The organism is Acetomicrobium hydrogeniformans ATCC BAA-1850 (genome assembly GCF_000160455.2).
Taxonomy (GTDB): Bacteria; Synergistota; Synergistia; order Synergistales; family Acetomicrobiaceae; genus Acetomicrobium; species Acetomicrobium thermoterrenum.
In genome coordinates, this window is record NZ_ACJX03000001.1 from 1,025,553 (window position 1) to 1,043,331 (window position 17,779).

Below are 17,779 nucleotides of genomic sequence, written 5' to 3' on the forward strand. Positions count from 1 at the left end.
GTAAAACAAACAGTCAACATGGCTCAACCGAGGCCGTAGCGGTGAGTATTTAACCGGGTCCGAATTTACTACGGTTCTCGGACTTGACTCTTTCAAAATTCTTTTTATCCGTGAAATAGTAGAGCGATAAGTCTCTTGACATCAACTGTCACTAACTATAAATTAAAGTATAATAATACTAATTCTTACTCGCGACACTGGAGGCGCTTCTGCAAGGAAATCATTTGCCTCTGCTTGTAAGAGATACACTGCTATACGCAAGAAAGACGGAGGAGCTAGGTAACGGCGGAACCCTTGGTAGATCAAGTACTGCGAAAGATCGGCGAAGCTCGCAAACTTTATCACCGCCTAATTCTAATGGTGGGCCCGCCGGGCAGCGATCTCCGTTATCTCCAGCATAGCGGTAGGATTTGAACGTCGGACGGATACAGTGTTTGCACGATTTCTTGTCTTGGTAAAGGCCTTGGCAAGTGAAATCAAGGCATAGTTCTACATTGCTTTGGACCAACTTCGCGAAATTCGGTAACATCTATCGGCCCCACCGTCACAGGGAGGCGCATGAGTAGCGAAGCAAATAGCGAAATGGCATTGCGCTATTATTGCACAATTGGCCAAGCGGCTGAAATAGGCCGGACAATAATCTGGAACGGCCAGCTTATTCCCAGCTTATTGGCAAATCTGTCAGCATGAGCTTGAAATGGCTGGAGCACAAAGTTGCAAGAAGCATGCGATGATGGTATTTTTAACTGCGAGGTACATGAGGAGAAGGAAAACAATGGAAGTATCTCAACTGACCTGGATCACCAATTTCATTTGGGGCATCGCCGATGACGTGCTGCGCGACCTCTACGTGCGTGGCAAGTACCGTGACGTCATTCTCCCGATGACCGTGATCCGCCGATTGGATGCGGTATTGGAGCCCACCAAGCGGGCCGTGCTTGACTTGAAAGCTTCGCTCGACAAAGCTGGGATCGTACACCAGGACGCTGCTCTGCGACAGGCGGCCGGCCAGGCGTTTTACAATACCTCCCCCTTCACGCTGCGCGACCTCAAGGCTCGCGCGAGCCGCCAGCAACTGGAGGCGGATTTTCGCGCCTACCTCGATGGCTTTTCGCCTAACGTGCAGGAAATCATCGACAACTTCGAATTCCGCAACCAAATCCCCCGCCTGACTAAAGCTGATGCCTTGGGCACGCTCATCGAGAAGTTCCTCGACCCCTCGATCAACTTAAGCCCCTATCCCGTCCTCGACAGCGCCGGCAGCGTGCGCCTACCTGGCCTCGACAATCACGCCATGGGCACCATCTTCGAGGAGCTCGTCCGCCGCTTCAATGAGGAAAATAACGAAGAGGCCGGCGAGCACTGGACGCCACGCGACGCCGTGAGGTTGATGGCCCGCCTCATTTTTGAGCCGATCGCCGACCAGATCGAATCCGGCACCTACCTGCTCTACGACGGCGCCTGTGGTACCGGCGGGATGCTAACGGTGGCCGAGGAAACCCTGTTGCAACTGGCGAAAGAACGCGGCAAACAGGTCTCGATGCATCTTTTCGGTCAGGAGATCAACGCCGAGACCTACGCCATCTGTAAGTCCGACCTTTTGCTCAAGGGCGAGGGCGAAGCCGCCGACAACATCGTCGGCGGGCCGGAGCATTCGACCCTATCCAACGACGCCTTCCCGGGGCGTGAGTTCGATTTCATGCTCTCCAACCCGCCCTACGGTAAGAGTTGGAAGAGCGACCTGGAACGCATGGGCGGCAAAAGCGGCATCAAGGATCCGCGCTTTGTCGTGCAGCACCGGGGAGAGGAGCTGTCGCTCATCACCCGCTCGAGCGACGGCCAGATGCTGTTCCTGGTGAACATGCTCTCCAAGATGAAGCACGACACTCCGCTCGGCAGTCGCATCGCCGAGGTGCACAACGGCTCGTCGCTGTTTACGGGGGACGCCGGCCAGGGCGAGAGCAATATCCGCCGCTGGATCATCGAAAACGACTGGCTGGAAGCCATCGTCGCCCTGCCGCTGAACATGTTCTACAACACCGGCATTGCCACCTACGTTTGGGTGCTCACGAACAGAAAGCCCGAGCACCGCAAAGGCCGCGTGCAGCTCATCGATGCCACGCAGTGGTACAAGCCCCTGCGCAAGAACCTGGGAAAGAAGAACTGCGAGCTGTCCGAAGAGGACATCCGTCGCGTCCTCGACACCTTCCTCAAATTTGAGGAGACCGAGCAGTCCAAGATCTTCCCCAACGCGGCCTTCGGTTACTGGAAGGTGACGGTGGAGCGCCCCTTGCGCTTGAAAGGTATCGATCCCGAGCGCACCTACACTCCCAAGGAGATCAAGGCGCTTCGGGAAACGGCCGAGCGGGCGGAGGACGCACCGCCGGTGATCAAAAAGATTCACAAGCCTGGCACCGCGCCCGACCCGCTGCGCGGACTCTTCGAGATGGTCATTGCCGGTAAGCCACGGGTGGTGGAGTATGAACCCGACAAGGAGCTTCGCGACAGCGAGCAGATTCCGTTCCTTGAGTGCCAGGCCTGCCATCAGCCCGGCTACCTACCAAGCCCGGAAGACCAGCGCACGGCGATCGAGGCTTTCCTGCGCCGCGAGGTGTTGCCTTACGTGCCGGATGCCTGGTACGACCCGGCCAGCGTCAAGGTGGGTTACGAGATCAACTTCAACCGCTACTTTTACAAGCCCAAGGCCCTGCGCCCGCTGGAAGAGATCCGAGCCGACCTGCTGACGGTGGAGAGAGAGGCCGAGGGGTTGTTGGCGGAGATTTTGGGAGGTCAGACACGATGAGGCTTGAAAATGGACAACAGGTCATCAAGACGCGAGACGACCCTATCCCACTGACTTTGGTGCCAGGAGATTCATCTAAGAAGGCTAATGATCGTTTTAAACTGAAAAAGGGCGTGAGTTGCTCTTGGGCAAAAGCCGACGAGGAATTTGGTCCTGAGAAACTACGGGAACGCATAGAGCCGTGGCTGACGGCACTTGTACAGTCCGAGCACTTGTCATTGCTCGTAGGGTCAGGTCTTACCCACGCGGTTCATAAATTGGCAACGAACAAAGCGCTTCGCGGGATGGGAACTATCAATATTGAGACGTTTATGAATGAGATCGAGGCCGAGGCGAACCGTAGCGCCAAAGCAGCAGGACGGGATACCGCAAATTTCGAAGATCAATTGCGAGTCGCTAATGAACTACTGCGTGGCCTGGAGATTATCGCATCCACAAAAACCAAGGATGCACCAGAGCGCAAGCAGATCGATGGCTTGCGACAAGAGTTAAGCGAGACCCTTAAGTCCTTCGCCGCGTCGATCCTGGAAGGTGAACGAAACCTGGCTTTGGCTTCTGCACCGGATGGCAACGAAAACGAGCGAGAGAACTGTGCGCAGAGCGAGAAAGTTAAGAAGTGCAACCGACGTGTGGCTGCATTCAACTACCTCGTTAGCTTCCTCATGAGTTTCGCAAGCCGATCCGGCACACGTGACCGCCTTCATCTCTTCACAACCAACTATGACCGCTATATCGAAGCGGGTGCGGATGTCGCGGGATTGCGCCTGATCGACCGTTTTGTCGGCGCGCTGGCACCAGTGTTCCGCGCCTCCCGGCTTGATGTGGATCTGCACTACAACCCCCCCGGAATCCGGGGCGAGCCCCGCTACCTCGAAGGTGTTGCGCGTTTCACAAAGCTCCACGGGTCGATTGATTGGGTTGATTGTCATAAGGCAATTCTTCGATTCGGGCTTCCCTTCGGCGCAGAAGAAATAAATCCCTACCTTCGCGCACCGGGTTTGGATGGGGCCGACGCCATGAAGCTCATGATCTACCCGAACGCTGCCAAAGACCGCGAAACAGCCGAATACCCCTATGTGGAGCTATTTCGTGACTTTGCTGTCGCCATCTGCCGCCCTAACAGTACGCTGGTAACGTATGGGTACAGTTTCGGCGACGAGCACATCAACCGCGTGATCGAGGATATGCTGACGATTCCATCAGCACACCTGGTGATCATCTCGTACAGCGATCCCCTCGGTCGGATCATGCGAACGTACGAGAGGTTGGGCCGAGGTGCTCAAATTACTCTCCTGGTTGGGGATCACTTGGGGGACTTGAAGGCGCTGGTGGACCATTACCTCCCCAAACCGGCCATCGATCGCACGACTTTCCGAATGGCGGAGCTGCTGAGAAAACGTTTTGGTGCGCAAGCGCCGCAAGATCAGGACGGCGGTACTACTGATATCGGAGGACAGTCCCTATGAGCCAAACTCCCTTCGAGTTAGCCGGAAGTTTTCGAGTCGGTACGGTGGAGTTCGTTGCTCCAGACGAGATCAGAGTCAGTCTCGACATCGAGGCACCGGAGTCCGTCGCCCTGAACACTGGCGGACCAAGACCCTTTCCAAGGGTGAATGGCTACCTTCTCATCCCAGTTGACGAAGCATTTCTGGTCGGGCAGGTGGAGTGGGTCACGGTCGAACCAGCGCCCTTTCCGAAGCGACGCGGCCTGCAGGACTTCGGGTTGGTGGATCTGCCATATCCGCTGCGCCGCCTCCGTCTCAACCCGATTGGCACTCTGCGTGCAAAGCCACGCCCCGGCGAATTTGTATTCCGCCGAGGCGCTGATGCGTTGCCTTCGATCGGTGCCCCTGTCCTCCTCCCCACAGATTTGCAACTGCGGTCAATCGTTGAGTCTGGCGAAAAGAAGCGTGTGTGCATCGGTACAAGCCCTGTGGCGAACGATGCAAAAGTATATGTCGATCCGGATCGGCTATTTGGCCGCCACCTCGCCGTACTCGGGAATACAGGCAGCGGCAAATCGTGCTCTGTCGCCGGGCTGATTCGCTGGAGCATTGAGGCAGCCCAGCGGGAGTGTTCAGGTCGTCCGAACGCCCGTTTTATCATTCTCGACCCTAATGGCGAGTATTCACGGGCGTTTCCGAAGGACGACGCCACCATTAGCGCGCGCATTTTCAAAGTAAACGCTGGAGAGGGTGAAGAACCGCTCAAGGTGCCTTTGTGGTTCTGGAACAGCGCGGAGTGGTGCTCGTTCACACAAGCGAGCGCGAAGACTCAGCGGCCTTTGCTCCGGCGCGCTCTGCGAGAGGTTAAGGCGGGCAGGACCGATGTCGCAGCACCGAGCGAGGAGGAGAAGAAACTTCACCTACGGAGGCGTCTCTCCTCGACGCTGATCACGCTTAGGCGTGACCTACGGTCAAACGCAGTAAAGACCGAGGCAACAAAGTTCGGGTTTCAGATAGAGGCCATCGTCGCTGACCTTGAGAAGTGGATACCGGACTATCCTGACATACCGCTGACAGCTATCCGCGACGCGGCGAACAGCGCGCTTGATTCAAGACGCAAAGACGGGGTCGACAAGCAATCAAAGAAGTCGTACGTCTACTTCGTCGCATTCACCGAAGACGAGGTGCAGAGTATCATCTCGTGCGTAGAGGCCGCATTGACCTATTTGGGCGGAGCTGTCTATCAAGAGGGTCCAGATGAAGACGTTCCGCTGGCATTCAACGGGACGGACTTAGCGGACCACTTGGAGATCCTCGCTGAGCAGGAGAACGCCAGCCAGTACCTCGATTTCCTTGTTGCTCGTATCCGAACGTTTCTCGCAGACCCAAGAATGAAGCCGGTAATCGCTGATACTGAGGGCGTCACGCTCAAACAGTGGCTTGACAATTATATCGGCGGAAACAATACTGAAAGCCACTGCGTTTCCGTCATCGATCTTTCCCTGGTACCCACCGACGTAGTGCATGTCGTTACGGCCGTAATCGCCCGTATGGTTTTCGAAGCACTGCAACGCTATGTCACGCTCAATCGAGTTGCCCTTCCAACGGTCCTGGTAATGGAGGAAGCGCACACGTTCATCAAACGATATAACGAAGATTTCGACTTCCAGGATGCGGCAGCCGTCTGTTGCCAGGTCTTCGAACGCATCGCACGGGAAGGTCGGAAGTTCGGCCTCGGCCTCGTTCTTTCCTCCCAACGCCCATCTGAACTCTCCCCGACGGTCTTATCGCAATGCAATACCTTCTTGCTTCATCGCATCAGCAACGACCGCGATCAGGATTTGGTTCATCGTCTCGTGCCGGACAACCTTCGAGGGCTGTTGCGCGAACTTCCATCGCTGCCGTCCCAACACGCAATTCTATTGGGATGGGCGTCAGAACTGCCGGTTCTAGTCAAGATGCACGACCTGCCTGAAACCCAGCGGCCGCGCTCCGACGACCCGGACTTCTGGGATGTGTGGACTGGCAAGAATGAAAAAGGCGAACCTGTAACGCGTAAGATAGACTGGAAGAAGGTTGCAGAGGCCTGGCAGCAAGGTTCAACTGAAAGAAGTGAGGAAGAGTCATGATCACCAACCTCAAACCCTACCCCGCCTACAAAGACTCCGGCGTGCCGTGGCTCGGCCATGTGCCGGAGCATTGGGAGGTACGGCGAGGCAAGACTCTTTTTCGCTGCATAGACGTGCGATCCCAGACCGGACAGGAAGAGTTACTTACGGTTTCATCTGAGCGTGGGGTTGTTCCCAGGCGCTCAGCGAATGTAACGATGTTCAAAGCGGAATCCTACGTAGGCTACAAGCTCTGCTGGCCAGATGATCTTGTGATTAACAGCCTGTGGGCTTGGGCTCGCGGCCTTGGCGTGTCGCCCTATCACGGCATAGTTAGTTCCGCTTATGGCGTGTACCGCTTGCGAAACAGACAGCAAGACAATCCCCGTTTCATTCATCAACTTGTACGTTCAACACCATTCCAATGGGAATTGCTGGTCCGCTCCAAAGGGATATGGGTCTCACGCTTGCAACTTACGGACGATGCATTCCTGGGTGCTTCCTTCCCCATGCCTCCTTCGAATGAACAAACTGCCATCGTCCGCTTCCTCGATTACATCGACCGGCGGATTTGGCGATACATCCGCGCCAAGCAGAAACTGATCAAACTGCTGGAAGAGTACAAGCAGGCCCTCATCCACCAGGCCGTCACCGGCCAAATCGACGTCCGCACGGGCAAGCCTTACCCTGCCTACAAAGACTCCGGTGTGGAATGGCTGGGTGAGGTGCCGGAGCATTGGGAAATTAGGCGACTGGGTAGTTCAGTACGTGGTTGTGTGAATGGCGTTTGGGGTTCAGAACCCAACGGAAAAGATGATCTGCCGTGCGTACGTGTCGCGGATTTCGATAGATCTCGACTTCGCGTGCACCTTGACAAGCCAACGATGCGAGCAATCAGTTCCAGCGATCGAGTCCGTCGCCTTTTGGAGCCAGGTGATCTGCTTTTAGAAAAGTCCGGAGGGGGTGATCTACAACCTGTCGGAAGGGTGGTCTTGTATGATCATCCGACTGTAGCAGTCACCTCGAACTTCATCGCTCGCATGCCAGTCGAAAATGGATACGACTCGATTTACCTAACGTATCTGCACGCAGCGTTGTATTCGATCGAGCTCAACGTTCGTTCAATCAAGCAAACCACGGGGATTCAAAACCTGGATTCGAGGACCTACCTTAGTGAACTGGTCGCTTTCCCGCCTCTCCCCGAACAAACTGCCATCGTCGAATACCTCGACACCCAGACGGCAAAGATCGACGCTGCCATCTCCGCCGCTCGCAGCGAAATTGATCTTCTGCGCGAATACCGCACCCGCTTGATCGCCGATGTGGTAACCGGTAAAGTGGATGTGCGCGAGGTCGCAGCACGGTTGCCGGAGGAGCCGCCTGAGGAGGAGGCTGAATCGATGGACGCCGACGTGATGGCTAAAGATGAGACGACAGATGAAGAAGTCGGCACCGAGACCGTTGAAGAAGAGGAGGTTGAACCATGAAGCCCACCGACACCAGCGAAGCCGGGCTTGAGAGCCTAATCTGCCGGGCTCTGACCGGCAGTGAATGTGTAACCCGACCTGCCGGCACTCCGACATTCGTAGCCGAGCTGCCGGCACCTTATGGCGGTGTGGGTTGGCTGCCCGGCGACCCGGCCGATTACGACCGCGAGTACTGCGTCGATCTGGTTCAGCTCGCGGCGTTTCTGCGCACCACACAGCCCGAGGTCGCCGAAGCGCTCGACCTGGATAACGACAGCCCCACGCGGCGCAAGTTTCTGACGCGTCTTCAGGGCGAAGTGAGCAAGCGCGGGGTGGTGGACGTGCTGAGAGGCGGCATCCAGCACGGGCCTTACCGCATCGAGCTCTTCTACGGCACTCCTTCCCCCGGAAACGAGCAGGCGCGGGCGCTCTATGAGCAGAACCGCTTTACCGTCACGCGCCAGCTGCGCTACAGCCGCGACGAGTTGCAACGGGCGCTGGACCTGGTGCTCTTTATCAACGGCCTGCCGGTTTTCACTTTCGAGCTCAAAAACCGCCTCACCAAACAGACGGTGCACGGCGCCATCGAGCAGTACAAACGTAACCGCAACCCGCGCGAGAAACTATTTGAATTGGGCCGCTGCGTGGCGCACTTCGCCATGGACGAAAACGAGGTGTGGTTCTGCACCCACCTTCAGGGCAAGGCGTCGTGGTTTCTGCCTTTCAACAAAGGCTACAACGACGGCGCGGGCAATCCTCCCAACCCGCAGGGGCTCAAGATTGATTACCTGTGGCGGGAGATACTCACCCGCGAGAGTCTGACCGACATCCTCGAAAACTACGCTCAACTCATAGAGGAGAAAGACCTCAAGACCGGCAAGAAACGGCGACGGCAGATCTTCCCCCGCTATCACCAGCTCGACGTGGTGCGAAAACTCTTGGCGGACGCGGCGGCGCACGGCGTGGGCCGCCGCTACCTTATCCAACATTCTGCCGGCAGCGGCAAGTCCAACTCCATCGCCTGGCTGGCCCACCAGCTGATCGGTCTCGCGAAGGACGGAAGACCTGTTTTCGATTCCATTATCGTGGTGACCGACCGTCGTATTCTGGACCAGCAGATCCGGGATACGGTCAAGCAGTTTGCCCAGGTGAGTGCCACGGTAGGGCACGCCGAACATTCTGGCGACTTGCGGCGGTTTATAGAGAGCGGCAAGAAGATCATTATCACGACACTGCAAAAGTTCCCGTTCATCCTCGACGAAATCGGCAACGAGCACCGCGGGCGACGTTTTGCCATCATTATCGACGAGGCGCATTCAAGCCAGGGCGGCCGCACCTCAGCCAAGATGAGCATGGCCTTGTCGGAGGCCGGTGCAGAGGAGGAAGACGAAACCTTCGAAGATCAGATCAACCGGCTAATGGAGGCCAGGAAGCTTTTGCCGAACGCCAGCTACTTCGCCTTCACCGCCACCCCTAAGAACAAAACGTTGGAGATGTTTGGTGAACCCGAGCCGCAGCCCGACGGAACGGTTAAACACAGGCCGTTTCATAGCTATACCATGAAACAGGCAATCCAGGAAGGGTTCATCCTGGATGTGTTGGCCAACTACACACCGGTCAAGAGCTACTATAGGCTTATCAAGACCATCGAAGACGACCCTGAATTTGACGTCAAGAAGGCGCAAAAGAAGCTGCGCCGCTTCGTGGAGGGGCATGAGCACGCCATCCGGCTCAAGGCCGAGATCATGGTGGATCACTTTCATGAGCAGGTGATCGCCAAGGGCAAGATCGGCGGCCAGGCGCGGGCCATGGTGGTGACCGGCAGCATCGAGCGAGCTATTCAGTACTTCCATGCCTTCAGGGCGTACCTTGCCGAGCACAAGAGCCCTTACCGTGCCATTGTCGCTTTCTCGGGCGAGCACGAGTATGGCGGTCAACAGGTCACCGAGGCCAGCCTTAACGGTTTTCCCTCGAACCAGATCGCCGACAAGATCCGGGAGGAGCCGTATCGGTTTTTGATCTGCGCCGATAAGTTCCAGACCGGCTATGACGAGCCGCTCCTGCACACAATGTACGTGGACAAGGTACTCTCCGGGGTCAAGGCGGTACAGACACTTTCGCGACTCAACCGCGCCCACCCACAGAAGCACGACACCTTCGTCCTCGATTTCGTCAACGACCCGGAGACGATCCGAAAGGCCTTCGAGCCCTACTACCGGACGACCATCCTCGCCGACGAGACCGACCCGAACAAGCTACATGACCTCAAAGCGGACCTCGACGCTTATCAGGTATACGCTCCCAAGCAGGTAGACGATCTTGTTCGGCTCTACCTGAGCGGGGCCGACCGCGACCAGCTCGACCCGATCCTCGACGCCTGCGTCGCCACCTACATGGAGCATCTCGACGAGGACGGTCAGGTCGACTTCAAGGGCAAAACCAAGGCGTTTCTGCGAACCTATAACTTTTTGTCTTCGATCCTGCCCTACACCAACGCCGAGTGGGAGAAGCTATCGATCTTTCTCAACTTTCTGGTACCCAAGCTGCCGGCGCCGAAAGAGGAAGACCTCTCAAAGGGCATCCTCGAGGCGATCGACATGGACAGCTACCGGGTCGAAAAGCAGACGACCATGAGGATCGCGCTTTCCGATGCGGATGCCGAGATCGAACCGGTGCCCACGGCGGGCGGCGGACACAAACCCGAACCGGAGCTCGATCGTCTCTCGAACATCATCAAGGCTTTCAATGATCAGTTCGGCAACATCCCCTGGACCGACGCCGACCGGGTGCGCAAACTGATCACCGAGGAGATCCCTGCACGCGTAGCGGCCGACACCGCCTACCAGAATGCCCGCAAGTACTCTGACAAACAGAACGCGCGCATCGAGCACGACAAGGCGCTGGCCCGCGTCATGACGGGGTTGCTTCAGGATGATACGGAGCTCTTTAAGCAGTTCAGCGACAACGAAGGTTTTCGACGCTGGCTAACCGATACGGTGTTTGCTTTGACCTTTGAATAAGACGATGCCGACAGTCCGGCACATCTTGAGCCATATTTCCCTGGTTCATCTGGTTTCGGTTTCCGGGCGGCTCGATGTGCTGCGACATGGCCTTGACCAGAACTTGATCATGCTCCGTAAGGGAAGCCTGCCAGGCGCGAAAGAAGGCGAATCATGAAGCTCATGGCGACATTGGACCTGTGGTACGGTTGTGTATCCCGACACCCATTAGTAAATGACTTTCAGGCGGGCAGACAAGTCAGGGCAGTAAAGGTTTAAAAGTACAAGAAGCAGGCCACGCTTCTGTCGTCTCCGATTTTCTTTAGGGGAGGAAGAGCGTGGCATCTGTCCGATGCATAGGGACATAGGGAGAAATAGGGGCAGCCTTTCCAGTGAGGAGGAAGGGGCCTTCTTTTCGTCTTTATCTCGATTGGCTTTCCAAGCCTTGGAAGAGCCGCGGAAAGCGCCATGGTGTAGGGGTGGAGAGGATCTTTCAGGAGGGGGGCGGTATGGCCTGTTTCACACATGTGACCCCTATAAAGGACAATCCCCCGTTCGGCGATGGCCTTGGCCAGTAAGAGATCGTGGGTGACGAAGATCAGAGACATGCCTCTTCGGTGGTGTCCTCTTATCAGATTGACCAGATCCATGCGCGTTGATGCATCCTGCATGGAAGTGGGTTCGTCAGCGAAAAGCAGCTTCGGATCCGTTACAAGGGCACGGGCCAACATTATCCTCTGGCGCTGGCCACCCGAAAAACCCTGGATCAATTTTCTGTTCCATAGGGTTTCTCCTATGCCCAAAGATGACAAAAGCTTCTTTGCCCTCTCCCGTCCTGTCTTTTTGACGTTTAATCGGGTAATTACAAGCGGCTCCGTTACAGCTTGAAGGGCAGTAAGGGTTGGCGGTAGACCTCCGAAGGGATCCTGGGGTATGTAGCTGCAAGCTCTTCTTATCTCCCGAAGCTCTTCGTCGTCGACTTCATCCAAATATTTGTCGAAGAGGCGCACCCTTCCGCTGGTGGGTTCAATAAGGCCTAGGAGGATTCGTAACATCGAAGTCTTGCCGCTCCCTGATTCTCCTATAAAGGCGATGCTTCCGCCTCTTTGTATGGAAAATGAGACGCCGGAAAGGGCATAATTTTTTTCTTTGTCGAAGGCAAGGGTCACATTTTCCGCCGAAACTATCTCTTCTTTCAATGTTCTTCCTCCATTGTGCGCAGGGATCTGATCAGAGAAGCCGTATGGGGGTGCTTTGGATCGTTAATTATTCTATCCCTTTCGGCGGTCTCCACGATTCGGCTTCTGTGCATAACTGATATTTTATTGGCAATGGAGGCGGCCAGGGCCAAATCATGGGTTACCATCAACATGCCCATATTGCGTGCCTTCACTATTCTTTTGAGGAGATCTATTATCTCAGCTTGCGTTATGACGTCCAGGGCGGTGGTCGGTTCGTCCGCCAGCAAATAATCGGGGCTGCAACATAGAGCCATCGCAATAGCGCAGCGCTGTTTTTGGCCCCCCGACATCTCGTGAGGAAATCTACGGAGAAACTTTCGATCCAAGCCCACTTCCTCCAGAAGTTCGCCTGCCCTGGCCGCTGCGTCTGTCTCCTTCATATTCAGATGTTCTTGCATTGCCTCGACGAACTGTCTTTCCATCGCCAAGACAGGAGTGAAGGAGTTCATCGAACCTTGAAGCACCAAAGATACCTTCTTCCATCTGAATTGTCTTTTCCTGTCGTGGGGAAGGCTCAAGAAGTTCATGCCGTCTAAAAAGACTTCACCCGATGTCTTGGATCCTCTGGGCAAAAGGGCAAGGGATGCGTAAAGGAGGCTGCTTTTGCCGCTGCCCGATTCTCCTACCAGCGCCACTATCTCACCGGGTGAAAGCATTAGATTGGCGTCTGTAACGGCCTTGATGCCGTTGGGGTAGGTAACGCTTAAATGGCTAATCTCCATCATTTCCTCAAACTCTCCTTCAATCGCGGATCTGTTCTCTCCTCGAGTTGCCTTCCTATGCCGATAAAGGTAAGGCATATCGCGGCTATTCCCAGGCCAGGCGGAAATATAAGCCACCAAGCGCCTCCTGTGAAGGCGCCAAATACGTGAGCTTCGTGTAACATCCGCCCCCACGAGGGCATTAAAGGATCGGAAAGGCCCAGAAAAGAGAGCCCCGCTTCGGCCAGTATCGCTCCAGGAACGCCGAGCGCCATTTGGGCAAGCAGGAGAGGCAGCGCTTCCGGCACGAGATGTCGGGCCAAGATGTATCCCGTTGGCGCTCCCAGGGCTCTAAGGTTTTCAATGTAAGGAGCTTCTCTGATCGATAGTGTCATAGCTCTGACGACCCGTGCCGTTCCCATCCAGGAAAAAATGGACAACACCAATACTATCTGCCAGAGCCCTCTTCCCCATATCCCTGAAATGACCATCAATATCGGCAGAGTCGGTATGGCAAGCAGAACGTCGATCATCCTCATTATCACCGAATCGACGAAACCGCCCAAATAACCTGCCAGCAAGCCCAACCCCATTCCCAGCGTAGAGGCCAGCAAAGTGGCGGATATTCCCACCAAGAGGGAAATTTTGATGCCCTCCACGAAGAGGCGTAAGACATCCCTTCCCCTTTGATCAGTCCCAAAGATACCCCATCTTCCGACGTGGATGTCCAGGTTCAGATCGATGGTCGCATCCTCGTCGGATTTAACGATTAATTCGTATATGCCCCTTTCGGAGAAGGCGATCTCCGAAAGGTCTGAGAAGGGATCCATGCCCAATTCCAATTTCAGGGGCACATCCCTGGAATCGATGTCGATATCGAACCTTTTGGCTCCCGAGAGATCCGCCAATTTGTAAGCTCCGCTTGGCGTTACGAGTAAAATAAAGGCTTTTTCGGGAGGTCTGTCGAAGGATACGGTGCCTTTTAGAGAGAATGTCGCAGGAGGATTGTCGTCCCATTTAAAGGAAAAGATCTCGTCCTTCACGCTGTAAGATCGGGGAGCCGGCGATTTAAGGTCTAGCCAGAGTGGCTTGGAAAAGGGCGGAGCTACCGTTTCGTTTGCAGGTCCCATGAAAAGCGGGGCCAAAAATGCCAAAATGAGGAAGATGATCAGGATGAGAATGCCGTAACGTCGCAAGATCATCGCCTTACCTTTCTGAAGCTTATTCTCGGATCCACCAAGGCATAGGCTACGTCAGCCAGCAGATTGCATATGACGGTTATTAAGGCAAGAAGGTAAAAGGCGGCCCCGGCTGCCGGATAATCGTGTCCCGAGACGGCCTCGAGCAGAAATTTTCCAACGCCGTGGAGGGAAAAGACCGTCTCCGTGATCACCGCTCCCGATATAACCCCCGGCAGGGACAGGAAAAAGATGGTTATAATTGGAGGGAGGGCAGTCCTGAAGGCATGTCCCCAAAGGATTTGGCCTTCTCTCAGCCCCTTCGCCCTAGCCAGCAAGACGAAGTCCTCTCCCAAGGTCTTTACCATAAGGTTTCTGACGTAAAGCGCCCACGAACCAAAGCCGATCAGCACCAGAGAAAGGACCGGTAAGGCCATATGCCATACCTTGTCTCCAAGGAGGTTCCAGAAACCGACGGGTGGAGGGATGGAGGCGCTGCCCCTCAGGGGAAAGAGGGGAAGGACATGGGCGAAGAGCAGTAGGAGGACTAGCTGTACGAAGAAGGATGGAAAGGAAAACGATACTGCACCCGACATCAATACGATCTTCTCGCTGAATTTCCCCCTCCCTTTTGCAGCCATCACCCCCAGAAAGGTACCCAATAAGGCAGAGAGAAAAAGGGAAGGCAAAAGCAGCGCCAACGTATTGGGCAGCCTCTCGGCCAATTCCTGCCAAACAGGTTTTTGAGATAAAAAGGAAAGTCCGAATTTGAAGGAGAGCATTTGTTTGACGTACAAAAGAAATTGTTGGAATAGAGGTTTGTCCAGGCCGTAGGATTTCAACAGCTCCTCCTTTGCTTCGGGAGAAAAACGCGGGTCGAGTAAGGTGCTAGTAGGGTCACCGGGCATCAGCCTGAAAAGAAAAAAGTTAAGAGATAGAACAATGACTATGACCAAAAGGCTTGTGAAGATCCTGCGCATCCAGTAATTACCGCTTTTCAACGAACAGCTCTCCTCCAGTAATTATTGTTTTTAAGAAGTTTTACATACTCTCCGGGTTTATAACTTGCAAATTGGAAGGGACCTGTGCCGATCAACTTATCCGGAGAAAGGGACCTCCAATCCTCTGTGTTACAAAGCACGTGGGCGGGCAGTATGGGCAATCCCCCGATTTGATGTAAATACCAAAAGCTTCTTTGTGAAAATGTTATGACGACGAGGTTTCCCTGTGTCTTTATGTCTTCTATGTCTTTGATATTATCGTAGTACCTGGGGATGGAGTGTCTACGCATGAAGGCTATGGTAGCTTTTACGTCTTCGGCGGTAAAGGGTTTGCCGTCATGCCATTTAATATCTTCCCTGACGACAAAGAAAAGGCGCGTCCTTTCTCTGCCATCGTCGGTGGTCTCTATCCTCCAGCTTTTTGCAAGCCATGGAATGTCTTCCAGTGTGAAGGGATCGGTGCCCAGTAGTGATTCGTATATCAATGAAAGCACTTGCCAATCGTAGGCACTGCCCGCAGACAGAGGGTTCAGATTGCGGGGCTCTTCGGGCAGGCACCAATAGAAGTTTTTTCTGCCTTCTCTGTGTTTTAGGGACAAAAATGAATAGACGTTATCGGGAGTCGTGTATTTAGAGGTTACGGCGTTTTCCCAATTACTTTGCAGTGCCGTGACGTAGTATCTGGAGTATATCGGCACCTGAGGGACGTACTCATAAAGGAGCTTTTGCGCTTCCCTGGCAGCTGCGCGCGCCTCATTTTCATCCTTTGCGGATTTAAGAGCTTCCAGCGCCTCATCCAAATCAGGCATCTTTATGCCGCTAATGTTATAGCCACCCTCTATATCCATTGAGGAGTGATAGAATGCGTATAAGCTGTCAGGGTCTCGAGACAGCCCCCAGGCAATGACGTAGGCATCGAAATCCCTTCTATCGAGGCGGGAAACCATCATGGAAAAATCCATAGGCTCCGTCTCGATGGGAATGCCAAGGCCTCTCATCGATTCGCAGATCCTCTCCGCTATCTCCGCTGTAGTGGGTGCCACCTGGGCTGTGGGTGTCATGAGTTTCATCCTGGGAATAGCTTTGGTCTGTCCCGGATATATCAAGACCCCCTTTTTGCTCCAGCGCCAGCCGGACTTCTCAAGCCTCTCCCTTGCCTTTTCGAGATTTGACTCCCCTAGAGGTGATTCTGCCTGGTAGGAAGAAGCGGGAGGCAAAAAGGAAAAAAGAGGCAGGGCATAACCTCCAAAAACATCTCTCACAATTTGCTTTCTATTCAGGACCTCCCATATCGACCGTCTCAGCTCCACCCTGTCCCATGGGGGCTTTCTTAAATTAAGCCCCAGAAAGAAAGCATGAAATCCCTCGGCTAGGTAGAGGTCTATCTCTTCGTTATCGCTAAGTCTTCTTATATCCGAAATACGAGCGATATCCCCCAGCATATCTACCTTGCCGCCTTCCAGCGCCAAAAGCTGGGCGTCGTTGTCCTTTATGATGACGCAATAAAGATCTTCAATGGTTGGCAGGTCGGTTAGCAGATCGTATTCGTCGAAGGGCGCTGCCGCTCCTGTATGGGGTGCAAAGGCAAAAAGAAGGGTCGTAAAGGCGACGAAGGCAAAGACTTTAGATTTATAAAGGGCTTTACTGTCTCTCACGGACGTATCCTTTTGATTAGCCTAACACTCCGGCGGCGGTGCCCAGATGCCCTCAGCAGCGTCGCGCATTACGGGACAATAAACGATACCGGCTTTGGCGGTCCTGGAGCAGGCGTTGCAAGAAATGCATTCGGCCGGCTCTCCGTCTCCCGAGGCCCATCGATTAACCAGGTCCGGTTCCGCTATGAGGGGCCTCGACAGGGAGAAGGCCTCTGCCGTACCTCTATCGAAAAGATTTACCATCCTTTCCTGGGATCTCAATCCGCCGACCAATATTACCTGGGTGGTCTTGCCCACCCGCTCCCTTATAGCGCTGGCTTCTTCTGCAAAATAGCCCTCATTTTTACCGGCTATTATGCCCGCACGGGATGGCGAAAGGTTTTTGTCTCCGTAGAAGGTTCCGCCCGAAACTTCAATGGCGTCGACTTTTACCCTGGCCAGCTCCTGGGCAAGCCTTATCCCCTCAAGGCTGGAGTAACCCTCGTTAGCTCCCTCTGTGACCGATATCTTGACCCAGAGAGGAAAATCTTCTCCGGTGCGATATCTGATTTCCTCAAGGATCTCAAAAACTATTCGCGCCCTTTTTAGGATATCCTCTCCTCCGTATGCGTCCTTCCTTTTGTTGAAGATGGGGGAAAGAAATTGAGTCAGAAGAAATCCGTGAGCGAGGTGAAGCTGTACCCCATCGGCATTAGAAACCTTCGCTCTTTGGGCTGCCTTTGCGAAATCCGTTATGAGCGAATGAATCTCGGATATGGTCATCCCTTTGCAGGGACGGCCCGTCATTGGGTTTTTGACATCCGAGGGAGCAAGGGTAACCCCGTCTTCTGCTGTAATGCTAAAGGCACCGGCATGTGAGATCTGAACTATCATGGGGCATCCTGTCCCATGAGCTTCGCTGACGAGATTGGCGAGCCCGGAGATGTTATCGTCGGAAGATATGGATAGCTGGCGGGGGGAGGCCTTGCCGTTGGAGTTAACGTACGTATGACCTGTTATAATGAGTCCTACGCCACCCTTGGCCAACTCCTTGTATTTTTCGATTAATTTGGGAGTTGGATTTCCCGTTTTTTCGTCTGCTCCTGCCATATAAGTGGCCGATCGAATAATTCTATTTTTTACGCCAATCCGTCCTAGCGTGGCAGGTTTCATGATGCTATCGGCAAATGACATAAATGATCC

The 17,779-nt window shown here is 54.5% G+C and carries 12 protein-coding genes; 6 read left to right on the top strand and 6 right to left on the bottom strand.

What is annotated here, in order from left to right:
* Window positions 1-775: 775 nt before the first annotated feature.
* Genes HMPREF1705_RS04950 through HMPREF1705_RS10935 form a run of 6 tightly spaced genes read left to right on the top strand, consistent with a single transcriptional unit; the run spans window position 776 to window position 10,999 of the window.
* Complete coding sequence (locus tag HMPREF1705_RS04950) at window positions 776-2,803, top strand: type I restriction-modification system subunit M (protein WP_040348716.1); 2,028 nt, start codon at window positions 776-778, stop codon at window positions 2,801-2,803.
* Complete coding sequence (locus HMPREF1705_RS04955; RefSeq protein ID WP_009201981.1) at window positions 2,800-4,269, top strand: SIR2 family protein; 1,470 nt, start codon at window positions 2,800-2,802, stop codon at window positions 4,267-4,269. The genes HMPREF1705_RS04950 and HMPREF1705_RS04955 overlap by 4 nt, the downstream gene beginning before the upstream one ends.
* A complete protein-coding gene (locus HMPREF1705_RS04960; protein WP_009201980.1) occupies window positions 4,266-6,377 on the top strand; it encodes an ATP-binding protein in 2,112 nt (703 codons plus the stop codon). The genes HMPREF1705_RS04955 and HMPREF1705_RS04960 overlap by 4 nt, the downstream gene beginning before the upstream one ends.
* Window positions 6,374-7,843 (top strand): restriction endonuclease subunit S, encoded by a 1,470-nt coding sequence (locus HMPREF1705_RS04965; protein WP_057940714.1) that lies wholly within the window; start codon window positions 6,374-6,376, stop codon window positions 7,841-7,843. Before HMPREF1705_RS04960 ends, HMPREF1705_RS04965 begins: the two co-directional genes overlap by 4 nt.
* Window positions 7,840-10,842: a type I restriction endonuclease subunit R gene (locus HMPREF1705_RS04970; RefSeq protein ID WP_057940715.1), complete on the top strand. Its 3,003-nt coding sequence runs from the start codon at window positions 7,840-7,842 to the stop codon at window positions 10,840-10,842. Before HMPREF1705_RS04965 ends, HMPREF1705_RS04970 begins: the two co-directional genes overlap by 4 nt.
* A complete protein-coding gene (locus tag HMPREF1705_RS10935) occupies window positions 10,835-10,999 on the top strand; it encodes a hypothetical protein (RefSeq protein ID WP_207382502.1) in 165 nt (54 codons plus the stop codon). Before HMPREF1705_RS04970 ends, HMPREF1705_RS10935 begins: the two co-directional genes overlap by 8 nt.
* Before the next feature lie 97 nt (window positions 11,000-11,096).
* On the opposite strand, the gene HMPREF1705_RS04975 is transcribed toward HMPREF1705_RS10935, so the two are convergent.
* The 6 genes from HMPREF1705_RS04975 to HMPREF1705_RS05000 are packed head-to-tail and all read right to left on the bottom strand — an operon-like array spanning window position 11,097 to window position 17,770.
* Window positions 11,097-12,020 carry an ABC transporter ATP-binding protein gene (locus tag HMPREF1705_RS04975; protein ID WP_057940716.1) on the bottom strand — a complete coding sequence of 308 codons (924 nt, stop codon included), beginning with the start codon at window positions 12,018-12,020 and terminating at the stop codon, window positions 11,097-11,099.
* A complete protein-coding gene (locus tag HMPREF1705_RS04980; protein ID WP_009201976.1) occupies window positions 12,017-12,787 on the bottom strand; it encodes an ABC transporter ATP-binding protein in 771 nt (256 codons plus the stop codon). The genes HMPREF1705_RS04975 and HMPREF1705_RS04980 overlap by 4 nt, the downstream gene beginning before the upstream one ends.
* Window positions 12,784-13,965: an ABC transporter permease gene (locus HMPREF1705_RS04985; RefSeq protein ID WP_009201975.1), complete on the bottom strand. Its 1,182-nt coding sequence runs from the start codon at window positions 13,963-13,965 to the stop codon at window positions 12,784-12,786. Before HMPREF1705_RS04985 ends, HMPREF1705_RS04980 begins: the two co-directional genes overlap by 4 nt.
* Entirely contained in the window at window positions 13,962-14,921 is a 960-nt protein-coding gene (locus tag HMPREF1705_RS04990) for an ABC transporter permease (RefSeq protein ID WP_009201974.1), read from the bottom strand. Before HMPREF1705_RS04990 ends, HMPREF1705_RS04985 begins: the two co-directional genes overlap by 4 nt.
* Window positions 14,922-14,938: 17 nt before the next feature.
* Window positions 14,939-16,597, bottom strand: a complete 1,659-nt coding sequence (locus tag HMPREF1705_RS04995; protein ID WP_009201973.1) for an ABC transporter substrate-binding protein — start codon at window positions 16,595-16,597, stop codon at window positions 14,939-14,941.
* Window positions 16,598-16,618: 21 nt separating this feature from the next.
* Window positions 16,619-17,770 (bottom strand): oxidoreductase, encoded by a 1,152-nt coding sequence (locus HMPREF1705_RS05000; protein WP_071804885.1) that lies wholly within the window; start codon window positions 17,768-17,770, stop codon window positions 16,619-16,621.
* Window positions 17,771-17,779: the final 9 nt, after the last annotated feature.